Raw genomic sequence first — 20,672 nt, forward strand, 5'->3', positions numbered from 1 at the left:
TTTTAGCAAGATGCAAAGGTACGATTTTTACCAATGCTTTTAAAATGGAATGCTTTAGTGTTTTCTTAATGGGTACGGACTCGCTACAGGGCGTCTTCGGGGTTTGTGTTAATATTTTCAATTTCAATACCAAGAACTAAAAGTTTGTGAAAAGTTGGTAATTGTGCCCCTGTGTCTGTCGTTGTCCAATCATTCCAAGTGGCTTTTAAACCGTCAATAGGTAAAATGTCTACCCACATCTGAAAGTGTGTGGGTTTGCCAGTGTCGTCAAAATGCCATAAATAAGAATCTCCAGGTGTTGTCCCTCCAGAATTATAGGTTACTAATAATGCTTTTTTCTCTTTGTCCAATGTAACCACGCGACGCGTAACCCCAGGGTCGAATACCTTGTAGGGTGCGACTAGCCAGAAAGAATCGTTATTAAAATAGTTTGTTGCTTGTTCTACTAGGGCTTGTTTATCGTCTCCTTCAATTTTAATATTATTTTTATAAACTTCGGTGTTGGACGAGGAGTCTAAATCTAAAATAACTTTATTATTCTTCCAGTAGACCTCACACTTGTTTTGAGCTTTATACCACTTGTAATGGTGGCGTTTTTTAAAGGTCCACTCGATATAATCCGTATTTTTGTAAGCTTCAAAATTCAAGGCTTCTAGCATACGGTTAGCCAAAACATCAGCTTGAGGACTTTCTATGCCTTGTGGTAGTTTTTCGTTGTATTTAAAATATACAAATCCAAAAAGTAGGAGTGTTGGTAGTGTGAAAAATATAAGGACTCCGAGAACAATTTTTAAAATTTTTTTCATGAGATGTTGTGTGATGTATACAATGTTTTTTTTAGGTGTTATGGACGATTAGTTTAAAGTTGGTAGTCGCTAATTAAAATTAAAATCCCACGGCAGTATCGTCACCGCGTTTATCTGCGCCTCCTTCTAGTGTACCGTTATCTAAGACTAAAACGCCATCGACTTTACCGATTACGGGCGTTCGTTTTTCGTTAATCGTATAGCCTTTTTGTTCTAGTTTTTTAATGGTTTCAAGAGGGAAACTGTTTGGTTCCATACGTATTTCATCGGGTAGCCATTGGTGGTGAAAACGCGGTGCGTTAACAGCGTCTTGCATGGTCATATTATATTCATGTACATTTAAAATGGTTTGCAATACCGAGGTTATAATTGTAGAACCACCGGGTGTACCTAAGCTCATATATAATTTTCCATCTTTTTCTACTATGGTAGGCGTCATGGTGCTGAGCATTCTTTTTTCTGGTAAAATCGCATTCGCTTCAGCGCCTATAAGTCCGTAAATATTAGGCACTCCTGGCTTGCTAGAAAAGTCATCCATTTCATTATTTAAAAAGAAACCGAGTTCACTACAATACAATTTTGAGCCATAGCCTGAGTTTAGAGTGGTGGTAACTGCTATGGCATTTCCAAACTGATCGACAATCGAGTAGTGTGTGGTTTCATCACTTTCTATAATATCTACTTTCCCATGAGACACCTCTGAAGAAGGGGTAGCTTTATCAAACGAAAACGATGCCATACGGTCTTTTAGGTAATCAGTACTTATTAATTGGTCTTGTGGAACGGTAACAAAATCAGGGTCCCCTAAATAAAAACTACGATCGGCATAAGCGCGTCGCTCGGCTTCAGCAATAAGCTGAATTGCTGCTACCGAATTGTGTCCCATGGTATCCAAATCAAAAGGCTCAATGGATTTTAAGATTTGTGCAAGCGCAATTCCTCCGCTAGAGGGAGGGGACATCGATATGATACGTAGGTTGTCGTAATTAAAAGTTATAGGAGTACGCCACTGAGCTTCATAATTAGCGAGGTCTTCTTTAGTAATAATACCCCCATTATCTTTTAGGAATTGCACTAAAGTTTCAGCGACCTTACCTTTGTAAAACGCATCACGACCCTGGTGCATTATGTTTTCTAGCGTTCGAGCTAAATTCGGATAGCTAATCGTATCGTTGGTTTTCCAGGGTAGCGCTAAGTGGATTGTATCGGTATTTGTTTTTAAAAAATCGCTGCGTTTTTCGTTTAACCGCGCTTCCTGTTTTTCGGTTACAACAACACCTCTTTTTGCTAATGCGATTACAGGTGTTAGGATGGTTTTTATTGGGAGTGTTCCAAATTTTTGGTGTGCAGCAAACACGCCAGCAATGGTACCGGGAACGCCAACGGCTAAAGCACCTTGCGTGCTTAATTCAGGGATCACCTCACCGTTTTCGTCTAAATACATATCGGTGGTAGCAGCCATAGGTGCTTTTTCTCTATAATCTAAGGCGCCAATATCCCCATTGTTTAGTCGGTACACCATAAATCCACCGCCACCAATATTACCAGCATAAGGGTAAGAGACTGCTAAGGCTAGTTCGGTCGCCATCATAGCATCGAAAGCATTCCCACCTTGTTCTAAAATAAGTTTCCCTATTTCTGAAGCTTCGACTCTTGCGGATACGACCATGGCCTGTTTACCAATAACACCCCGTGTGTGCGTAATGTTTTTGGAGCTGGCCTTTTCGGAAGTTGGTTTGCAAGACCAAATGAGTAGTAAGATTAATAAAAAAGGGTATATTTTTTTCATTCTTGTATTAGCTTTAATTGTTCTTTTGAAAATAGGATTAAATCCTCAAAAAAGGAAGTGAATTCAGCTTCAAATTCATCATAATACTCAATAAGGTCATGAACAGCCAAATTCATTTGTGCTTTGTTCTTTGTGCGCCTATTCATCCCTTCTAAGGTTTGCGAGATCCCTTCAATAGTAGCGTAATTTAAAATCCAGTTATCAGCTATCATATACGGCATCATATTAGTGATTCGCTTGGGGAGAATGTCGTAGTTATTCTGTAGTAATTTATAAAAATTAGCGACGTATTCATTAAGAGGCACGTTGGAATAACGCGACCAGTTTTTAGCTAGAAAATGGTCGTAAAGTATATCGACAATAATGCCAGAATAATGTCCGTATTTTTTATGAAGCTTTTTGGTACTTAGTCTTACCGTGGGATGGGCATCGGTAAAGGTGTCGATTTGGCGGTGCAATAAAATACCTGTTTTTATATCAGTGGGATAGTCAAGATATTTTTTACCGCGAATACCATCGGCTATAAAATTACCTATAATGACACCCTCATTATCACCAGAGAGGTAAATGTGTGCGAGAAAATTCATTGTGTGAAATTACGAATTAGGAGGCGAGTAAAACAAGTTTGAAATGTTATATTTGTAATAAAATTAATAAACTTTATGACGCTTATAAAATCAATTTCAGGAATAAGAGGAACCATTGGAGGGGAAGTAGGAGAGAATTTAACACCAATTGATGCTGTAAAATACGCAGCAGCTTATGGTACATGGATAAAACAACAATTAAACAAGGACAGTTACCGCGTCGTTGTAGGTCGCGATGCTAGGCTTTCTGGAGAAATGATTCAGAACTTAGTGATGCAAACCTTAGTAGGGATGGGGATTCACGTTATAGATTTAGACCTATCTACAACACCAACTGTTGAAATTGCTGTGCCTTTAGAGCACGCCGATGGAGGTATAATATTAACGGCTAGTCACAACCCTAAAGAGTGGAATGCCTTAAAATTATTGAATTCAAAAGGAGAGTTTTTAAATGCTGTTGAAGGTGCTAAAATATTAGAATTAGCGGAGTCGGATAGTATGCAGTTTGCTCTAGTAGACGATTTAGGAAAAATCACAAAAAATGATGCTTATATAGATATACATATTGATGAGGTACTCGATTTAGAGGTTGTAAACACCCATGCTATTGCTAAAGCTAATTTTAAAGTTGTGGTTGATGGTGTGAACTCTACCGGAGGTATTGCTATTCCTTTATTATTGGAACGTTTGGGTGTAGAGCCAGTAAAATTATACTGTGACCCTACAGGGCACTTTCCTCATAATCCAGAACCTTTAAAAGAACACCTTACCGACCTATCTGATGCGGTAAAGAAAGAACGTGCAGATTTCGGAATTGTGGTGGATCCGGATGTCGATCGTTTAGCCTTTATGGATGAAAATGGTGAAATGTTTGGAGAAGAATACACCTTAGTGGCTTGTGCCGATTATGTGTTGAGTAAAACTCCAGGTAATACGGTGAGTAATATGAGTTCTACCCGAGCGTTACGCGATGTAACAGAAAAGCATGGTGGAACTTATGAGGCAAGCGCCGTTGGTGAGGTTAATGTTGTGGATTTAATGAAAAAGAATAATGCAGTTATCGGTGGTGAAGGTAACGGGGGAATTATATATCCGGAATCGCACTATGGTAGAGATGCGCTAGTTGGTGTGGCTTTATTTTTAAGCTTATTGGCTGAAAAGAAAATGAAAGTTAGCGAATTACGTAAAACGTATACGAGTTACTTTATGAGTAAAAAGAAAGTTGCTCTAACCCCAGAAATAGATGTCGATGCTATTCTAGCCGCTATGACCGAAAAGTATAAAAATGAAAAATTAACCACTATAGATGGGGTTAAGATTGATTTTGCAGAGAATTGGGTGCATTTACGTAAAAGTAATACAGAGCCTATTATTAGAGTATATACTGAGGCGAAATCTCAAGAACTTGCGGATAGTTTAGCCGATGAAATGATAGCTGAAATACATGCTGTTGTAAATGCTTAGAGGCATAATGCAACCAGTGATAAATTAAAATAGTAATAAGCCTCTAGAGTATCTTATTGAAACTCTAGAGGCACACTATTTCTGTGCTTCCAACGTTTATGCGTCCATAAATAGTACTGTGGTTCGGCATAAATTTGCTCTTCCGTTAGTTTTAAAAAGGCATCAGTAATTTCATAATCCTTAAACGAGTTAGGTTTTTCTGCAATTGTAGTAAACGTGGTTTCATAATAACCTCTTTTAATACGTTTCACACCGAAAAAAACGACAGACATATCCAAACGCTTAGCTAGTAATTCTGCGCCAGTATGTACAGGAACTTTTATACCCATAAAGTTTTGCCAGTGGTGGGCCTTATTTAACTTTGGTGATTGGTCCGAAACAAAACCGTTTATTGTTAACTCATTATTTGCCTTTGCTAACGCTAGGGTTGTAGCCGTTTCCTTAGTAGTGATTAAATACGAATTAAATTTTGCACGTATTTTTTTTACTAGTTTATCAAAATACGGATTAGCTAAGCGCTTATACACCGCATAGCCTTTTGCTTTTACATGGGTTTGTAATACAAAAATCCATTCCCAACTCCCGTAATGTGCGCACATAAGTACAACGCTTCTGTTGTTTTCTTCGTGCTTTCGTAGCTCTTCAATATTGGTAAATGTAAATCGCTTTTGCATTTCCTTTTCAGAAATGGTTAAAGATTTCATAGCTTCTACGATCATATCACACAAGTGGTGATAGAATTTATTCATTATTATCTTAATTTCCTCCGGTGATTTTTCGGGGAACACTAAGTTTAGATTTTCTTTAACGACCTTTTTTCGATAACCGAATACTTTATAAACTAAAAAATATAATACATCTGAAAATGCGTATAGTAGCTTAAAAGGGAGACTTGAAATTAACCAGATGAACGGGTAAATTATAATGTAGAGTAGAAATTGCATTAAATAGTTTTAATTTTACACTAGCAAATATATGTTATATTTGAAACAAAACGTAAAGAAGTAGATGAGCAATTTAAATAGTATAACTATTATTTTAATCGCAGTAAATGCGATTTTTTCATTTAAAGGTTTTAATGATTTTGCTTTTTTCGAAAAGTATAAATTTAATGTCGGTGCCATCCAACGGGGCGAAAAATATAGAATGTTAAGTTCTGGTTTTTTGCATACGACTCCCACTCATTTATTTATGAATATGTTTGGGCTATTTTTATTTGCTAATCAGGTTATAGATGGAGTAGGGCAGATAGGGTTTTTAGTCGTGTATTTTGGTAGTTTATTAGCTGGGAGTTTACTATCGCTTTATTTTAATAAAAACGATTACAATTATACGGCCGTTGGTGCAAGTGGTGCTGTAACAGGCGTGTTGTACTCAGCGATTGTTTTAGGTCCTGAATTAAAATATTATTTTCTTTTTCTGCCGGCTCGAATAGGAAGTGTCGACCTAGGGATTAAAGGTTACCTTTTAGGGATAGGTTATATGATGTATACCATTTATGCTATGAAAAAGAAATCGGATAATATTGGTCACGATGCGCATTTTGGCGGTGCCATTGGCGGTTATGTGTTTACTTTGATGCTTGCCAGTGGGTTGTTAACGAAGAATTTAACCGTTACATTACTATTAGCATTACCAATAGTTATATTATTTGTAATGAAGAAAACAGGAAAGTTATAAGCATAAAAAAAGCCTACACGTTGTAGGCTTTTTTTATAATTTGAATAGGTGTTTTTTTCTATTATTGTAATAGTTCGGCAACTTTGTCTTCTAATTGCTGCCCCCTTAGGTTTTTAGCTACAATAACGCCATTTTCATCTAAGATAACAGTAGCAGGTATCGAGCGTACGCCATATTGTACAGCGATAGGCTCTTTCCAACCTTCTAAATTAGAAACTTGTGGCCAAGTTAGTTTATCGTCTGCTATCGCTTTAATCCAACGGTCTTTTTGTGATGCTTTATCTAAAGACACACCAATAATTTCTAAACCTTTACTATTGTACTTATTGTACATTTTTACTACGTTAGGGTTTTCTACACGACACGGTCTGCACCATGAAGCCCAAAAATCGATAACGGTTACTTTAGCTTTAATGTCACTAAGAGTCATAGCTTCACCTTCTGGTGTAAATCCTGAGAAGTTAGGTGCTTTGTTGCCTACGTTAATAGCTCCAGGCTTAGAAGTCGCTGCAGAAGGGGTAGCTACCTTAGTAAAGGTTGTTTTTATATTTGTAATAGCGCGAGAATTTTTTACTACATCCGATAGGTTTTCATAAAGCGTATTAAATTCTGCTTCGTCCACTTTGTTAGTCTTTACTAAGCGCTCTAAAGTTATACCTGAAATAATAGCATCGTGATGTGATTTTATAAAGTCGATGTCATTTTTAGTAGCAACAACCATCAAGCTATCATAAGATTGTTTAACAGCATCCATAGCCGATTTGTCACCCAGTTTTTGAGCATTTGTATAGCGCTCGCGTAACTCCGTATTAAAATTTCTTTTTAAAACGTGTGCTTCGTTGTATTCTGTAACAAAATCATTTTGTCGACTTCCAGAAACTTTAGAAGCGTGTAAGCTGTCTTTATACACTTCTATCGACATATTTTTATTTTCAAGTATGATTGGAATAACACCGTTTAGGCTTTCTACAGACATATAAAAGCCTTCTGGAGCATCTACTTTTCCGGTAAATTTAAAGGTTCCGTCTTTAATGGTATCGGTATCAATCACTTTGTTTGGAATACCGTAAACCGCGTGAATACTCACCACTTTGTTATTAAGAGAAGAGTCAATAACGCCATTAATTTCGTAAGCATCATTTTGTTTTTCACAAGAAAAGCCTAGAAGAATAAGGCTTAATAGTGCTAGCTTTTTAATCATAGTAAAATAATATTTATATTTTTCATCAAATATAATAGATAAAAATTAGAGGATTAAAATTTTGGGAAAACCTTTTGAGTTTAATTGCTTTTCAATTTAGTATTTTTGCAGTATGATTTATAACGATACTATTGTCGCTCTTGCCACTGCATCTGGTGCCGGAGCAGTTGCTATAATCCGTGTTTCTGGTGCGGATGCTATTACTATTTCAGATTCTTGTTTTAAGTCGGTTACCGCAAAAAAAACGCTTGTGAATCAGAAAACCCATACCATTCACTTGGGGCATATTATAGATGATAAGCGTACCATAGATGAGGTTTTGGTTTCTGTTTTTAAAAACCCAAATTCGTATACGGGTGAAGATGTTGTTGAAATATCTTGCCACGGATCGGTTTATATTCAGCAGGAAATAATTCAACTATTACTGCGTAAAGGTTGCCGAATGGCTGATGCCGGTGAGTTTACATTACGAGCTTTTTTAAATGGAAAATTAGATTTAAGTCAGGCGGAAGCTGTAGCAGATTTAATTTCTAGTGATAATGAAGCGTCTCACCAAATTGCTATGCAGCAAATGCGTGGTGGTTTTTCGAGTGAGATTTCAAAACTTAGAGAGGAGCTTTTAAATTTTGCATCCCTTATAGAATTAGAACTTGATTTTGCTGAGGAAGATGTGGAATTTGCCGATCGTGGAGAGTTTAATGCTTTAGTAGAGCGTATAGGATTGGTTTTACGTCGCTTAATAGATTCGTTTGCGGTTGGAAATGTTATTAAAAACGGAATTCCGGTTGCTATAGTTGGTGAGCCTAACGTAGGTAAATCGACCTTGCTAAATGCCTTATTAAATGAAGAGCGCGCTATTGTTAGTGATATTGCAGGAACAACACGAGATACTATAGAAGATGAGTTGGTTATAGATGGTATTGGTTTCCGATTTATTGATACTGCTGGGATTAGAGAAACTAAGGATGTTGTTGAAAGTATTGGAATTAAGAAGACTTTCGAAAAGATGGAGCAAGCTCAGGTAGTGGTGCTATTGTTTTCGGCAATCGAGTTTAAAACGGAGGCGGCAAGACTAAAAGTTGAAATCGAAAAGATTAAAAACCGACTGCCTTTAAAACCGATGGTTATTATAGCTAATAAGGTGGATACCTTAGATGCTGCTGAATTAGAGCGACTACACACCGAGTTTAAAGATGTACACCTGTTATCTGCTAAAACAGGAGAAGGCGTGGAAGAATTAAAAAATAAACTGATAAGTTTTGTAAATACGGGTGCTTTAAGAAATAATGAAACTATTGTTACTAATACACGTCATTATTCGTCATTACTTAAAGCGTTTGAAGAGATTGAGAAAGTGAAATACGGATTAGAAAACGGTATTTCTGGTGACTTGTTAGCTATCGATATCCGTCAGGCATTATATCATTTTGGTGAAATTACGGGACAAGTTACTAACGATGAGCTTCTTGGTAATATATTTGCTAATTTCTGTATCGGAAAGTAATTCAACACCTCAAGCTAGAGTGTTTAAATAAGTGTGGATTCGTTAGCGTAAAAATTGGGTGATTTTCTTTTTTACCTAGGTCAATTGGAATAGGTTTGTATATCATGCACTCCTTATGAAGGAGGATAGGAGATGGTGTGTTTAATTATCTTATTGCTGAATTTGGAGCATAATTGGGAGTCGACATTAACTTAAGTTTATAACTAAACTTTAAAGGATTATATGGTTATACTAAAGAAAAACCAAGAGTTAAAATAAAGGGAGATCTAAAAAAATCAGATGAGAAATTTAGTTATTATAGGTGTATTGTTAAGTGGTTTTTTCGCATGTAGTCCTATGAAAGAATCAGTTGTTATTTCACCAAATTTATTACGTAATTTGGAATTAATCATAGAAAAGCATGATTCTCTTGTTCAAAGCACTCCCTCTTCATCTAACTTTCATATATATAATGTTAGATTTGACATAAATGAGAATGATTGTTATGTCATTATTGGTACTTCTAATAATTATAACACAAAACTTATGGATGGTTATTTATTATTAGATGAAAATCTAATTGTATTTGAAAATGCTATTAATAACCCTTGTAATCACCTTGTAACAATAAAGAATAGAAATATTCTCGAAAAAGAGCTCTCTAAATATGCAAGTATGAATGATGGAGTTGATAACTATAGAGGACATGGATGGGTATTTAGGATAGAAGGTGAATCTTTGATCCCATTTCATCAAAGCGGACTTAAAATAAATTTCAATATCAATTAATTCTTTCAGTCCAAATTTGAGTTTTAGGATAGTTGTGCCTTTTTATCCGAGTAAATGAGCTCGTCTTGTTTAGCTTCTTTACATAAGTATATGAGAAATGATTGTACTTAAAAAACAAACACAAGTTTTAAACTACTTTGAGGGTTATTCTGATGAGTTTTACTAATTTTAATTGCTATTAAGAATTTCAGTATCATTAAAAACGCCTGACTACGATAGGTTGTAATCCTGATTTAAAATCAAATGAGCCGATTAAATCTCTTAATCGGCTCATTATTTTTCTTATATTTGAGCCAATTAAAACCGATAATCGGCTCATGGAATACAATTGGCAACAGAAAGATTGGAGAAAATTCAGCTTTAAGCAAGAAGATTTAGAGGACTTATTATTCCGTTTTACAGAAAACACAGGAGTCGTAAAAGGACTTTTAAAAACACTGTCGAATGAGAATCGTAATGAATCACTCGTAGATATTCTAGTGTCTGAAGCTATTAAAACTTCAGAAATAGAAGGCGAATTTTTAAGTCGCAAGGATGTAATGTCTTCAATAAAAAACAATTTAGGGTTAACTAAAAACCCCGAGATTGTAAAGGATAATCAGGCAAAAGGAATGGCATCTTTGGTTTCTCAAATTCATACGACATATAATGCTCCATTAACAGAAGCGATGCTGCTTGATTGGTATAAGGTTATTTTCCCTGGGGTAAACAAAATTGCGGTGGGTGAATGGAGATCTCATTTAGCGCCTATGCAAGTGGTATCTGGTACTTATGGGAAAGAAAAAGTACATTTTGAGGCTCCACCTTCAAAACAAGTTCCAAAAGAAATGACAGCTTTTGTAGAGTGGTTTAATGACACAGCTCCAAATGGGTCTAAAGAAATTAAGCACGCTCCAATTCGTTCAGCTATTGCTCACTTGTATTTTGAGACCATACATCCGTTTGAAGATGGTAATGGAAGGATAGGAAGAGCAATTGCCGAAAAAGCCTTATTGCAAACCTTAGATTTTCCATTATTAATAAGTCTTTCATCTGCTATAGAAATTAATAGGAATCAATATTATGAAGCATTAAAAAGTGGTCAGCGGTCAAATAAAATAACTCCATGGCTCATTTATTTTATCGGAATCATTATTACTGCGCAACAGCAGTCTGAAGCATTAATTAATTTCACATTGCAAAAAACAAAGCTATTCGACACGTATAGAGATCAGTTAAATACCCGCCAAATAAAAGTATTAAAACGTATGCTTCAAGAGGGTGTAAAAGGTTTTGAGGGAGGTATGACTGCAAAAAAATATATGCGAATTACTCAAACATCAAAACCTACTGCAACACGAGATTTGCAGAAATTAAAGGAAATAAACGTCTTTGAATCTTATGGTGAGGGAAGGAGTACAGCGTATAAATTAAACCTAAACTTTTAAGATGTTTAGCTCCTAGACAAGAAATTTAAAAGACACTCTTTTTCATGCTGTTTTTACAGCAGAAATTAAAATTTAATACCTTTGAGTTAATTCACAACCGGAAGCTGTGATTGGGTGTTTCAGAATAGAGTTTGAAATGAATAATATCTTGTGAATGTTAAAGCGAAATATTATAAAAATTTTACCTTTATGTCTTTCAACCAACAAAATCATATAAACAGCATGGTTAGAATGAGAAGTTTAATAACTTAAAATTTTAAGCTAATGATTTGGTTCTGCTCAATGATGAGTATGACCATAACAAATTAGAATACTATAACCCAGCAGCTAGCTAAGATAGCTGCTATAAAAAACGTATAATATGAAGACAGAATATAATGATATCCCTTTAGTTAAAAATGAAGAAAAAAAGCGTTTCGAAATTGAAATTGATGGCCATTTTGCCTTTATAAATTATGGTGAATTTGGTAGCCAGATTGCATTAGTCCATACCGAAACAGATCCGGAGTTAGCGGGTAAAGGAGCTGCGAGTGCTGTGGTAGAAAAAACATTGCATTATCTTGAAGATAAAAACATAGATTTACTTCCTTTTTGTCCGTATGTATTCGCCTATATAAAAAAGCATCCAGAATGGAAACGCGTGGTTAGTCCTACATTTAAGGGCTATGACGAATTGTAACCGAATACAGCAATTAAACAGATTGTTCTTGTAGTTAAACTAAACGAGTTGACTGATAAGAATGAATAAACATTTAATTTATACTATTTTAAAACCCACAAATACATGTCAAACACAAAGCTAATCATTGAAGAACGCGCGGCCGATATAGGTAACTTTATGGTCGGTAGGTTATTACCATTCCGTCAAAAACGTATGGTAGGACCTTTTATATTTATAGATCATATGGGGCCAGCACATTTAGGACCTGGTCAAAATATGGATGTAGATATGCATCCACATATCGGATTATCTACCTTAACATTTTTGTTTGAAGGGTCTGTATTCCATAGAGATAGTTTAGGTACGGCTATAGAAATAAAACCAGGTGCTGTAAATTGGATGACAGCAGGGAAAGGAGTGGTTCATACCGAACGTACACCAGAGTATCTACGCGATCAAGAGAAAGAGTTACACGGATTGCAAATATGGGTGGCCTTACCTAAAGAAGAGGAGGAATGCGAGCCTTCATTTACTCATATCAATGCTAGTGACTTACCAGCTTGGGAAGACAATGACGTCAATTATAAACTTATTGCTGGTGAGGTTTTTGGTAAAAAATCGCCTGTTCCCGTTTATAGTCCGTTGTATTTAATCGAGATAAAAACAAAAGAAGCAAAAACAATAAATATTGGGGAGCATCTATTTGGAGAAAGTGCCTTGTATATTTTAGAAGGTGCTATTAAATCGGATGGTAATACCTTTGGTCCTAAACAAATACTAGTGGCTAAAGATAGTACATTGTGTTCTTTTGAAATGGAGGCAAATACATCTGTTTATATATTTGGAGGAGAAGCCTTTCCTGAAGAACGATTTATAGAGTGGAATTTTGTGTCGTCGAATAAAGATCTAATTGAAAAGGCGAAAAAAGATTGGACTAATGACGCGTTTCCAAAGGTTCCAAACGAATCTGTTCGTGTACCCTTACCACAACCAAAATCATTTAAATCTAAATAACAAAGAATGAATAAAATAAAGGCAACAATAGGCGCGCAAAAATATAAAACTGAAATCCAAGCAAAGAACCACATCATTACGGCAGACGAGCCTGTTGAGGTTGGTGGGCAGGATTTAGGGTTTACACCTACAGAATTATTGGAGTCCTCTTTAGCTGCATGCACTGCTATGACCATACGTATGTATGCCGACCGCAAAGCGTGGGACTTACAGGAAGCTCAAGTGAATGTAAGTTTTAAGCGAAATATAAAAACCCATTTAGTCACTTTTAAGAAGCAAATTGAACTGATTGGTAACTTGACTAGTGAGCAACGTGAAAAATTATTAGAGATTGGAAAAAAATGTCCGATTGAAAAAATAATTAAAGGGGAGGTTGCTGTAGCGTCTAAGCTTATTTAAGTTTGTTGTTATACGTCGCAATAACACATAATGATGCTATTAATTGATGGTGTGTAGAAGCTGTAACCTTTGGGTGATTTTGTAGCATTAAATTGATGTGGTGTAGATTATTTGTATACCCTGAAATGGATTTAAAACTCCTTTTATAACTGGTAATACATACTATTCACTAAGCTTATAAACGGTAAAAGACGAAAAACGGGGTGATTTGCTGATTATTTCTACAAATATGCGCGAGATATTTTTAATTAACAGAACATATAAGTCATACGAATTAGGATTCACTTATCTTGCGCTCTTTTCTTTGTTGTTAAAACAAAGAATACAATAACATATAATAATGAAGAATAGTAGTCAAGGCGAAGAAAGAATCGCCCAAATTAATAAGGTAGTAGAAGCTTACTTTAATACACATACAAATAAAGAATGGATTCCTGCAAAAGACCTCATGCCCGATCTTATAGCAGCAGGGGTTTTTACTAAAGATAATAAGAAGGGACTGCCACTAAGAAAAGTGCTACGCGATTTAGACAAGGAAAAAGCTTTAGATAGCATACCAACGTTGCACGCGGAGCGAACAGAAACAGCGGTATACTGGTATTTTGTAAGAGAAGGGGCTTTGTTTGTGCCTAGCGAAGAAATTCCGGCAGTTTCTAAAAAAGAGAAAACAAATATTAGCGCAGAGGAAACCGATGAGTTTTATATTTTGAACCTTTGTGACGATTTGCTAAAAGAAAAGGCATCACGTAAGCATACCTTTGCATTTTTATTAGGTGATATGCATAAAAAAGGGAAGACACGGACAAAATTATCACTTGCCGCTTTTTATGAAACCTCGAATTTAGTTATTGAGTTCCTAGAAAAAGGAAACAAGTCAGGCGAGCAATTGGATAAATTGGAAGTTATGACTGTTAGTGGTGTGTCTCGAAGAGAGCAAATCGAAAAGTACAGGAAAAGAAGACGTGACGTACTAAAAAAGAAGAACATCAATTTAGTAGAAATCGATTACGCTTTATTCGAATGTGATAAACAAAAGAATTTAATTAGAAACAAAGATAAAGATATGATGGTGCTTAAAAACGTACTTAAGCAGTATCTAAAGTAAGACCTTCATAGAGATCAAAAAAACACAATCGCTGCTTATTATCTTTATAAGCAGCGATTGTTTTGTTTTACGATACCATCTAAAATATAAATAATCCTTAAGCTAAGCATATGGCTAATTCAAATGCAAACACCTTTCTTAATACCTTAATTAATTCGTCTGTCGATTTCCCTATAGAAACAGTAGATAACGGTATCTATAAAAATCACCTATTCGGAATCTCTTTTAAAATTCCTGAAGGCTGGTCTGTAGTATCTTCTGAAACCTTTAATGGTGAACGACAAAAGCAAACCTTAAGTGAGGGCTTCGAAGACTTAAAATCGGAGTTGTTCGAAATTTTGGGGTCTCCAATATTAATTATTTCCAAATTAGATCCTGAAAACCCTTTGTATGACGGCATTGTTTCGCCTACCATTAATTTTAATATGGATATTAAAGAAGGGGAGTATAAAGGGATGTCGTTATTAGATTATGCTAATGAACTAGATGTTGACGAAGAAGACTGTGCTTTAAAAGCGTTTAGAATTTTGAATAAAGGCGACATTTTTAGAAATAATGGATTCGACTGCATTCAGTTTGATACAGAATACTTATTCGAGCATTTAGATATTTCGGATGGTGTTATGGTGGAAATGTCTGTTTTAAATATTGATTATAAAGATTTTTTTATAGATATTACCATGACGCAATGTAAAGCTCAAAATCAAATGGCTGTTAATGACTTTAATGAGTTTGTCAAGTCAATTACCTTAGACTTTTAAATGCAGATTGTCTAATGCAAGAAATTCTAAAATGTTCAAGAAGAGCAAATGGAGGGGCTTAAAAAAAGGGGGCTTTGCTTTTATTTGCTTAAATAAAACGTGAATTCTATAAAAAAAACTAATACAATGAATCAGAAACATCACATCGTATTTTTTACCGGAGCAGGTATAAGTCAAGAAAGTGGTATAGAAACGTTTAGGGATACTAATGGTCTTTGGCATAATCATAAGGTTGAAGACATAGCCTCTAAAGATGGATTTGAGAAAAATCCGCAAGTTGTATTAGACTTTTATAACCAAAGAAGAGAGGTTGTAGAAAAGGCACAACCCAATTTGGCTCATAATCTTATTGCTTCTTTAGAGGACAGGTATAAGGTTTCTGTAATTACTCAAAATGTAGATGATTTACACGAAAGAGCAGGGTCGTCTAATGTAATGCATTTACATGGTGAGCTTAACAAATGTAGAAGTAGTAAAAATAGTCATCTAATTTACCCGTACACAGGGTCGCTTAAAGTTGGTGATTTGGCAGAAGATGGGAGTCAGTTACGTCCACATATTGTTTGGTTTGGAGAGGAGGTTGTTGAGATTGAAAAAGCAATTGAAATCACTCAAACTGCTGATTTATTCATAATCATTGGAACCTCCATGGTAGTGCAACCTGCGGGATCACTGCTCTTGTCGGTGCCTGTTGACGCGCAAACCGTATATATAGATTTAAATCCCGATGTCGAAGACGGTATTAATTTGTTAGTCCTTAAAGAAAAAGCAACCGTTGGTATGAAACAATTGGTTGAAGACTACTTGCCTTATTAATAGTGTTTTCGTGTTTTTGGAGGTCATTTTGATTAGTGTTGTTTTAAGACGGTTAAAAGCCTCCTTATTCTTTATATATTTTTTTAGAGGATTCGTTACTTTATAATAAGATGATACGATGGGTGTTTTGTAAATTGATTACGATTATCTCACCTTTTCTTTTATTAATCTACTTAAAGCTTTTCGTAGCTTTTGTGTTTGCTGTTATTTTGTTTCGTCAATTTTATCTCAACAGGGTATAAATAAATGGTGTAAATAATTAGATAATAGATAAATATATTGTGTTGTTATTGTCTTTTTTTTCTTAGATTTAAAGAATAAACAAGTTATTTACCCCGAAATGACCGATCTACCAATATCAGAGAAACTAAAAGAAACGGTACATATTGCTCAAGCAATCGCCAAAGAATATTCGCATCCCAATTATTCTTCTGCTCACTTATTAAAAGCACTTATGCATAAATCTATTGGTTTATTAAACTATTTAGAGAGTCATGGCGAAGATGGGTATTATGTAGAAGAATGGGCTGAGGTACGATTAGAGAGTCTGCCCAAAACAACCAAGCCATCAGATAATTGTGAAGGGGATGATTTGGTATCTGCAGTTTTTTATGAAGCAGAAAGTATTAAGCTAAAACTCGATAAGGACGAGCTGGATGAGTTTTGTATTCTTATCGCTCTTAGCACGCCCGGAGTTGGTTTTACACACGAACAACTAAAAACCTTTCCGTTAACTCCACAAGGCTTATTAGCTACTTTAGGCGCTAGTGGAGACAGTAAGCCTGTAAGCGCTACCGACAATAAGGGTGGAGGGACTATTCCTGCAAATAACGCTGTTTTAAATACCTACTGTGTGGATAAAACACATTTGGCGAAACAAGAGCAGTTGGAGCGCATTTCAGGACGCGACTCCGAGATAAAAATGATTACCGAAATTTTAGGTCGTCGGTCTAAACCCAACGTTTTAGTTATAGGAGACCCGGGAGTTGGAAAAACAGTTTTACTAAATGGCTTAACGTATGCTACTTTAAATAAGGCTATTCCTGAACATCTTAAAAACGCAAAAGTATTCGAGTTAGATTTTATTCATCTCGTATCGGGAGCTGGTTATAAAGGGGAAGTAGAAGACCGTTTAAAAAAAGTTATTGAGGCTGTTAAAGCCTATGAAAACCCGATTTTATTAATTGATGAGTTAAATAATTTAACCGATAAAAACTCAGGGAATCAAGGCCTAGCAAATATTATTAAAGCTGAATTGGTAAAAGGGGATTTAACCATTATAGGTACGGCAACTAATGATGCCTATCGCAAACATATTGAAACAGACGAAGGCTTATCGCGTCAATTTGAGACGATCCGCTTAGGTGAACCTTCGGAAGACGAGGCTTTTAGAATGCTCTCGGATACCATTTCATATTATAAAACTCATCATAAATTAGAAATTGATAGCGATAGTATCAAAGAGGCTATTCGTCTTTCTAAACGCTATAATAAGGAGCGCAGCTTACCAGACTCGGCTATTAGCTTAATAGATAGGACGATGTCTGCCACAAAATACATGCTAGAAACCTCGATACCCGAAATTGATGCACTGCGCGTTCAGCTAGAAGGTTTAAAAGAAAGTACCTTACAGGAGAATGAGTTGCTAGTAGAGCTATCGTGGTTTTATATGCAAATGAAAAACAAGCTTAGTTATTTGTTATTTGATGAACTTCCAGAAACATTGAGCTATCAAAATATAAGTTCAACTGAAGCTGCTTTTGAGTTACTTGAGACGATATTACAGACCTTATTAAAGATTGCTAATCGAGAAAAGAACAGTGTTACCAAGGAAGATATCGCTTCTACTATTGCAAATAAGACTGGAATTCCGGTTGGCAAATTACAATCGGATGAAAAAGAACGGTTGCTCACCATGGAAAGCGTACTTCAGCAGCGAGTAATAGGTCAAGATCATGCCGTAAAAGTTATAACTGAAGCGGTACTAGAGTCACGTTCCGGCTTGAGTAAGCCAGGCTTGCCTATAGGATCTTTTTTCTTTTCAGGGCCAACAGGCACAGGTAAAACGGAATTAGCTAAAGCTTTGGCGGAATTTTTATTTCAGACAGAAACATCGATTATTAGATTCGATATGTCGGAGTTTAAAGAAGAGCATTCGGCAGCATTACTATACGGTGCTCCTCCAGGATATGTGGGGTATGAAGAAGGTGGGTTGTTAGTAAATAAGATAAGAGAAAAACCATATTCGATAGTGCTTTTTGATGAGATTGAAAAAGCGCACCCTTCTGTATTTGATATTTTTCTTCAAATATTAGATGAAGGTAAGTTACACGACAGACTAGGGAAAGAAGGTGATTTTAGTAATGCCGTAATTTTATTCACCTCTAATATAGGTAGTGATTTTATAGTGCAATCCTTTGGAGAAAATGTTATCCCCAAATCGAACGTTTTATTAGAAATGATGGGAAATCATTTTAGACCTGAATTTTTAGGGCGATTAACCGAAATAGTTCCGTTTTCTCCTATAACAGAAGATAATGTTGCTAAAATTTTTAAAATTCAACTTAAAGATTTATTAAAAGCTTTAGCGAAACAAGATATAAGCTTAGAACTTTCCGATAAGGCAATTCACAGCTTGGCAAAAAAAGGATTTACTCCAAAGTATGGAGCACGTCCTTTACGGGGAGTTATAAGAAATGACTTACGATCTCCGTTATCTAAATTATTAATCTCCGGTGACTTACAAAAAGGCGCTAAAATTAACTTAGATGTTGATGAAAATGGAGATTTACTGTGGAAATATTAATAAATATAATCTTACATATTAAAAAGTTGTTATATTTATAGAAAATACATTAACCCAAATAAATGTACTAATATGAGTGAAACATATGGATTAGGTGGAACAGAAGTGCAATCGGATGCTAACGAGGCAATTCAGGAAATCCCACAAAACAGAACACTATTAGTTGAGAAATTAACAGATACACAGCCTATTAAACCAGAAGTAGTTAAAGGACTGAAAACTATTGATGAGGTTTTTGAGCACTATAAACCTGAAATTGATGTCGATTTTGAAGATGAAGACGGTGTGAGTAAAAAAGAAACCTTGTCATTCACTAATTTAGGAGATTTTGGTGCTAAAGGTATTACTAAGCAAAGCAAGTTTCTTAAAGACTTGAACACAGAAAAAGATCAATACGTTAATATTATTAAGCAGTTAAAAACGAATAAAATTTTAAAGGCTGCATTAACAGACCCAGAAGCTAAAACGGCTTTATTAGAATCCATTCGAGCATTAATAACTGAAATAGAACAAAACAAATAATTATGGCTGAATCAAAAAAAGCACAACAGTTTACTCCTGTTGAAAATCCGACGCAACACCTTAAGGAAAACAACGCGAAGTTAGCCAAATATGGAGGTTTTGATTTGCTTGAAGCTTGTATTGAAGGCGTTCAGAATTTAAATCCTGAGCGTAAAGCAAGAAAAAAGATTTTTTTAACCGAAAATGCTAAAAAGGAAAACCGTGAGACGCTTAAGAAAACGCTAGAGATTTGGGCAGATGCTTTATCTCAATCAGATAATCTCACAGAGATGGTTGAAGAATCCGAAAAACGTTCACAAATAGCTCAGAAATTATTAAACAAGAATTTGGGTGAGGCTATCGATGCGACTAGAGATTTAGAACGCTCTTACCGATCGGTTGCTTTGTTTTATAAAAATACAGAATCAGATAAAATAAAAAACATTTCTATTGTAAATGCGGAATTAGATCAAATTAAAGATTTGGATAATACGCGGTTTATTGATGCTGTTTCCGATGAGTTAAAAGCGACTTACGATCGTTTAGACTTAAGAGAGAATTACGGTTTATTAGTTATTCCTGGATATTTAGGTTCTAATAAAGTGGTCGAAAAATGGGCGAAAATCGCCTATGAAAACAAGGTGATGTTAGTCACAGATTTTGCACATTTAGATGAGCCGGACGATGTTATGGAAATGTTTGAGGCTGCAAACCTAACCGGAGGTGATAAGTACCGATCTAATGTAATCATGTCTTGTAACTGGTTAGTAGGTCGTGGAAAACATGATGAAGTAGGGGAAGAAGACGATTTATTTGTGCCACCATCGGGAGCCTTAGCTGGTAAAATATATAATACGTTAATGTCTCAGGTTACCGCTGGTAAAAAACACGGTGGTATTAATGAAATTGATGGTGTTCGCTTCGATTTAAAAAAGAGTGAGATAGCACAATTAGAAAAATTAGGTTTAGTACCTATGGTTAATGAGTATGGCAAAGTCATGGCCTTTTCAGCTAAAACCTTATTTAACGGTGATAACTTAGGACTTCAAACGTATTCAGTAGTTCGTGTGTTTGATTACGTAACAAAAGTGTTAATGGATTTCTTAAACCGACGTGCTTTCGAAAACTTTAATGCAAAAACACGTAAAGAATTAATGGGTCAGATTGTTAAGTTTTTAGATGGCATTACGGGGCCAGATAAATTAATCGAAGACTTTTCTATTAAGCGTTTTGAACAAGATCCAAACCAAAAGGATCGCGTGTACCTTGATGTACATATGAAACCTTATTTCCCCGCTAAGAACTTCCTAATTAAAATGGACGGGCAAAAAGGTGATGATGGTGCAGAATGGGATGCAGAATACGAACAACAAAAGAAATAAA

19 protein-coding genes are annotated in these 20,672 nt (G+C 35.5%); 14 read left to right on the forward strand and 5 right to left on the reverse strand.

Going from position 1 to position 20,672, the window contains the following annotated elements:
* Positions 1-83: 83 nt before the first annotated feature.
* From BLV64_RS04525 to BLV64_RS04535, 3 genes are all read right to left on the reverse strand, one after another.
* Positions 84-806: a hypothetical protein gene (locus BLV64_RS04525; protein WP_092133004.1), complete on the reverse strand. Its 723-nt coding sequence runs from the start codon at positions 804-806 to the stop codon at positions 84-86.
* A gap of 79 nt (positions 807-885) precedes the next feature.
* Positions 886-2,595: a gamma-glutamyltransferase gene (ggt, locus tag BLV64_RS04530; RefSeq protein WP_092133005.1), complete on the reverse strand. Its 1,710-nt coding sequence runs from the start codon at positions 2,593-2,595 to the stop codon at positions 886-888.
* Entirely contained in the window at positions 2,592-3,182 is a 591-nt protein-coding gene (locus BLV64_RS04535; protein ID WP_092133006.1) for an acyl carrier protein phosphodiesterase, read from the reverse strand. Before BLV64_RS04535 ends, ggt begins: the two co-directional genes overlap by 4 nt.
* Positions 3,183-3,257: 75 nt before the next feature.
* Here BLV64_RS04535 and glmM point away from each other — a divergent pair, with 75 nt between their 5' ends.
* On the forward strand, positions 3,258-4,646 hold the full coding sequence (glmM, locus tag BLV64_RS04540; RefSeq protein ID WP_092133007.1) for a phosphoglucosamine mutase: 1,389 nt from the start codon (positions 3,258-3,260) through the stop codon (positions 4,644-4,646).
* A gap of 53 nt (positions 4,647-4,699) precedes the next feature.
* Here the strand turns inward: glmM and BLV64_RS04545 are convergent, their stop codons facing one another.
* Positions 4,700-5,590 (reverse strand): lysophospholipid acyltransferase family protein, encoded by an 891-nt coding sequence (locus BLV64_RS04545; protein WP_092133008.1) that lies wholly within the window; start codon positions 5,588-5,590, stop codon positions 4,700-4,702.
* 64 nt (positions 5,591-5,654) lie between these two features.
* Between BLV64_RS04545 and BLV64_RS04550 the strand changes: the two genes are divergently transcribed.
* Positions 5,655-6,326: a rhomboid family intramembrane serine protease gene (locus BLV64_RS04550; RefSeq protein ID WP_092133009.1), complete on the forward strand. Its 672-nt coding sequence runs from the start codon at positions 5,655-5,657 to the stop codon at positions 6,324-6,326.
* Positions 6,327-6,387: 61 nt separating this feature from the next.
* On the opposite strand, the gene BLV64_RS04555 is transcribed toward BLV64_RS04550, so the two are convergent.
* Entirely contained in the window at positions 6,388-7,527 is a 1,140-nt protein-coding gene (locus BLV64_RS04555; RefSeq protein WP_092133010.1) for a TlpA disulfide reductase family protein, read from the reverse strand.
* A gap of 112 nt (positions 7,528-7,639) precedes the next feature.
* Between BLV64_RS04555 and mnmE the strand changes: the two genes are divergently transcribed.
* The 12 genes from mnmE to BLV64_RS04615 all read left to right on the forward strand — a co-directional run bounded on the left by mnmE (position 7,640) and on the right by BLV64_RS04615 (position 20,671).
* Complete coding sequence (mnmE, locus tag BLV64_RS04560; protein WP_092133011.1) at positions 7,640-9,031, forward strand: tRNA uridine-5-carboxymethylaminomethyl(34) synthesis GTPase MnmE; 1,392 nt, start codon at positions 7,640-7,642, stop codon at positions 9,029-9,031.
* A 279-nt stretch (positions 9,032-9,310) separates the two neighbouring features.
* Positions 9,311-9,799, forward strand: coding sequence for a hypothetical protein (locus BLV64_RS04565; RefSeq protein ID WP_092133012.1), 489 nt, complete (start codon positions 9,311-9,313; stop codon positions 9,797-9,799).
* Positions 9,800-10,116: 317 nt separating this feature from the next.
* A complete protein-coding gene (locus tag BLV64_RS04570) occupies positions 10,117-11,226 on the forward strand; it encodes a Fic family protein (protein ID WP_092133013.1) in 1,110 nt (369 codons plus the stop codon).
* A 361-nt stretch (positions 11,227-11,587) separates the two neighbouring features.
* Positions 11,588-11,905 (forward strand): GNAT family N-acetyltransferase, encoded by a 318-nt coding sequence (locus BLV64_RS04575; protein ID WP_092133014.1) that lies wholly within the window; start codon positions 11,588-11,590, stop codon positions 11,903-11,905.
* A 105-nt stretch (positions 11,906-12,010) separates the two neighbouring features.
* Positions 12,011-12,901 (forward strand): pirin family protein, encoded by an 891-nt coding sequence (locus BLV64_RS04580; protein WP_092133015.1) that lies wholly within the window; start codon positions 12,011-12,013, stop codon positions 12,899-12,901.
* 6 nt (positions 12,902-12,907) lie between these two features.
* On the forward strand, positions 12,908-13,300 hold the full coding sequence (locus BLV64_RS04585) for an OsmC family protein (protein WP_092133016.1): 393 nt from the start codon (positions 12,908-12,910) through the stop codon (positions 13,298-13,300).
* 340 nt (positions 13,301-13,640) lie between these two features.
* The gene (locus BLV64_RS04590) at positions 13,641-14,405 is read left to right on the forward strand and encodes a hypothetical protein (protein WP_092133017.1); all 765 of its coding nucleotides are present in this window, start codon (positions 13,641-13,643) and stop codon (positions 14,403-14,405) included.
* Between the two features lie 110 nt (positions 14,406-14,515).
* Positions 14,516-15,166: a hypothetical protein gene (locus BLV64_RS04595; RefSeq protein WP_092133018.1), complete on the forward strand. Its 651-nt coding sequence runs from the start codon at positions 14,516-14,518 to the stop codon at positions 15,164-15,166.
* A 126-nt stretch (positions 15,167-15,292) separates the two neighbouring features.
* Positions 15,293-15,982 carry an SIR2 family NAD-dependent protein deacylase gene (locus BLV64_RS04600; RefSeq protein ID WP_092133019.1) on the forward strand — a complete coding sequence of 230 codons (690 nt, stop codon included), beginning with the start codon at positions 15,293-15,295 and terminating at the stop codon, positions 15,980-15,982.
* Between the two features lie 340 nt (positions 15,983-16,322).
* Positions 16,323-18,788 carry an ATP-dependent Clp protease ATP-binding subunit gene (locus tag BLV64_RS04605; protein ID WP_092133020.1) on the forward strand — a complete coding sequence of 822 codons (2,466 nt, stop codon included), beginning with the start codon at positions 16,323-16,325 and terminating at the stop codon, positions 18,786-18,788.
* 72 nt (positions 18,789-18,860) lie between these two features.
* Positions 18,861-19,310, forward strand: coding sequence for a hypothetical protein (locus BLV64_RS04610; protein WP_092133021.1), 450 nt, complete (start codon positions 18,861-18,863; stop codon positions 19,308-19,310).
* Positions 19,311-19,312: 2 nt separating this feature from the next.
* Positions 19,313-20,671 carry a DUF5458 family protein gene (locus BLV64_RS04615; RefSeq protein ID WP_092133022.1) on the forward strand — a complete coding sequence of 453 codons (1,359 nt, stop codon included), beginning with the start codon at positions 19,313-19,315 and terminating at the stop codon, positions 20,669-20,671.
* The last annotated feature ends 1 nt before the right edge of the window (position 20,672 follow it).

This window comes from Bizionia paragorgiae, assembly GCF_900107625.1.
GTDB classification, from domain to species: Bacteria; Bacteroidota; Bacteroidia; order Flavobacteriales; family Flavobacteriaceae; genus Bizionia; species Bizionia paragorgiae.

What these genes read in the sequence shown, in the direction of transcription:
- BLV64_RS04550 (WP_092133009.1), top strand. Translation starts at nt 5,655, where the DNA reads ATGAGCAATTTAAATAGTATAACTATTATTTTAATCGCAGTAAATGCG.
- BLV64_RS04605 (WP_092133020.1), top strand. Translation starts at nt 16,323, where the DNA reads ATGACCGATCTACCAATATCAGAGAAACTAAAAGAAACGGTACATATT.
- BLV64_RS04565 (WP_092133012.1), top strand. Translation starts at nt 9,311, where the DNA reads ATGAGAAATTTAGTTATTATAGGTGTATTGTTAAGTGGTTTTTTCGCA.
- BLV64_RS04575 (WP_092133014.1), top strand. Translation starts at nt 11,588, where the DNA reads ATGAAGACAGAATATAATGATATCCCTTTAGTTAAAAATGAAGAAAAA.
- mnmE (WP_092133011.1), top strand. Translation starts at nt 7,640, where the DNA reads ATGATTTATAACGATACTATTGTCGCTCTTGCCACTGCATCTGGTGCC.
- BLV64_RS04590 (WP_092133017.1), top strand. Translation starts at nt 13,641, where the DNA reads ATGAAGAATAGTAGTCAAGGCGAAGAAAGAATCGCCCAAATTAATAAG.
- BLV64_RS04570 (WP_092133013.1), top strand. Translation starts at nt 10,117, where the DNA reads ATGGAATACAATTGGCAACAGAAAGATTGGAGAAAATTCAGCTTTAAG.
- BLV64_RS04525 (WP_092133004.1), bottom strand. Translation starts at nt 806, where the DNA reads ATGAAAAAAATTTTAAAAATTGTTCTCGGAGTCCTTATATTTTTCACA.
- BLV64_RS04610 (WP_092133021.1), top strand. Translation starts at nt 18,861, where the DNA reads ATGAGTGAAACATATGGATTAGGTGGAACAGAAGTGCAATCGGATGCT.
- BLV64_RS04580 (WP_092133015.1), top strand. Translation starts at nt 12,011, where the DNA reads ATGTCAAACACAAAGCTAATCATTGAAGAACGCGCGGCCGATATAGGT.
- BLV64_RS04595 (WP_092133018.1), top strand. Translation starts at nt 14,516, where the DNA reads ATGGCTAATTCAAATGCAAACACCTTTCTTAATACCTTAATTAATTCG.
- glmM (WP_092133007.1), top strand. Translation starts at nt 3,258, where the DNA reads ATGACGCTTATAAAATCAATTTCAGGAATAAGAGGAACCATTGGAGGG.
- BLV64_RS04600 (WP_092133019.1), top strand. Translation starts at nt 15,293, where the DNA reads ATGAATCAGAAACATCACATCGTATTTTTTACCGGAGCAGGTATAAGT.
- BLV64_RS04555 (WP_092133010.1), bottom strand. Translation starts at nt 7,527, where the DNA reads ATGATTAAAAAGCTAGCACTATTAAGCCTTATTCTTCTAGGCTTTTCT.
- BLV64_RS04615 (WP_092133022.1), top strand. Translation starts at nt 19,313, where the DNA reads ATGGCTGAATCAAAAAAAGCACAACAGTTTACTCCTGTTGAAAATCCG.
- BLV64_RS04545 (WP_092133008.1), bottom strand. Translation starts at nt 5,590, where the DNA reads ATGCAATTTCTACTCTACATTATAATTTACCCGTTCATCTGGTTAATT.
- BLV64_RS04585 (WP_092133016.1), top strand. Translation starts at nt 12,908, where the DNA reads ATGAATAAAATAAAGGCAACAATAGGCGCGCAAAAATATAAAACTGAA.
- ggt (WP_092133005.1), bottom strand. Translation starts at nt 2,595, where the DNA reads ATGAAAAAAATATACCCTTTTTTATTAATCTTACTACTCATTTGGTCT.
- BLV64_RS04535 (WP_092133006.1), bottom strand. Translation starts at nt 3,182, where the DNA reads ATGAATTTTCTCGCACACATTTACCTCTCTGGTGATAATGAGGGTGTC.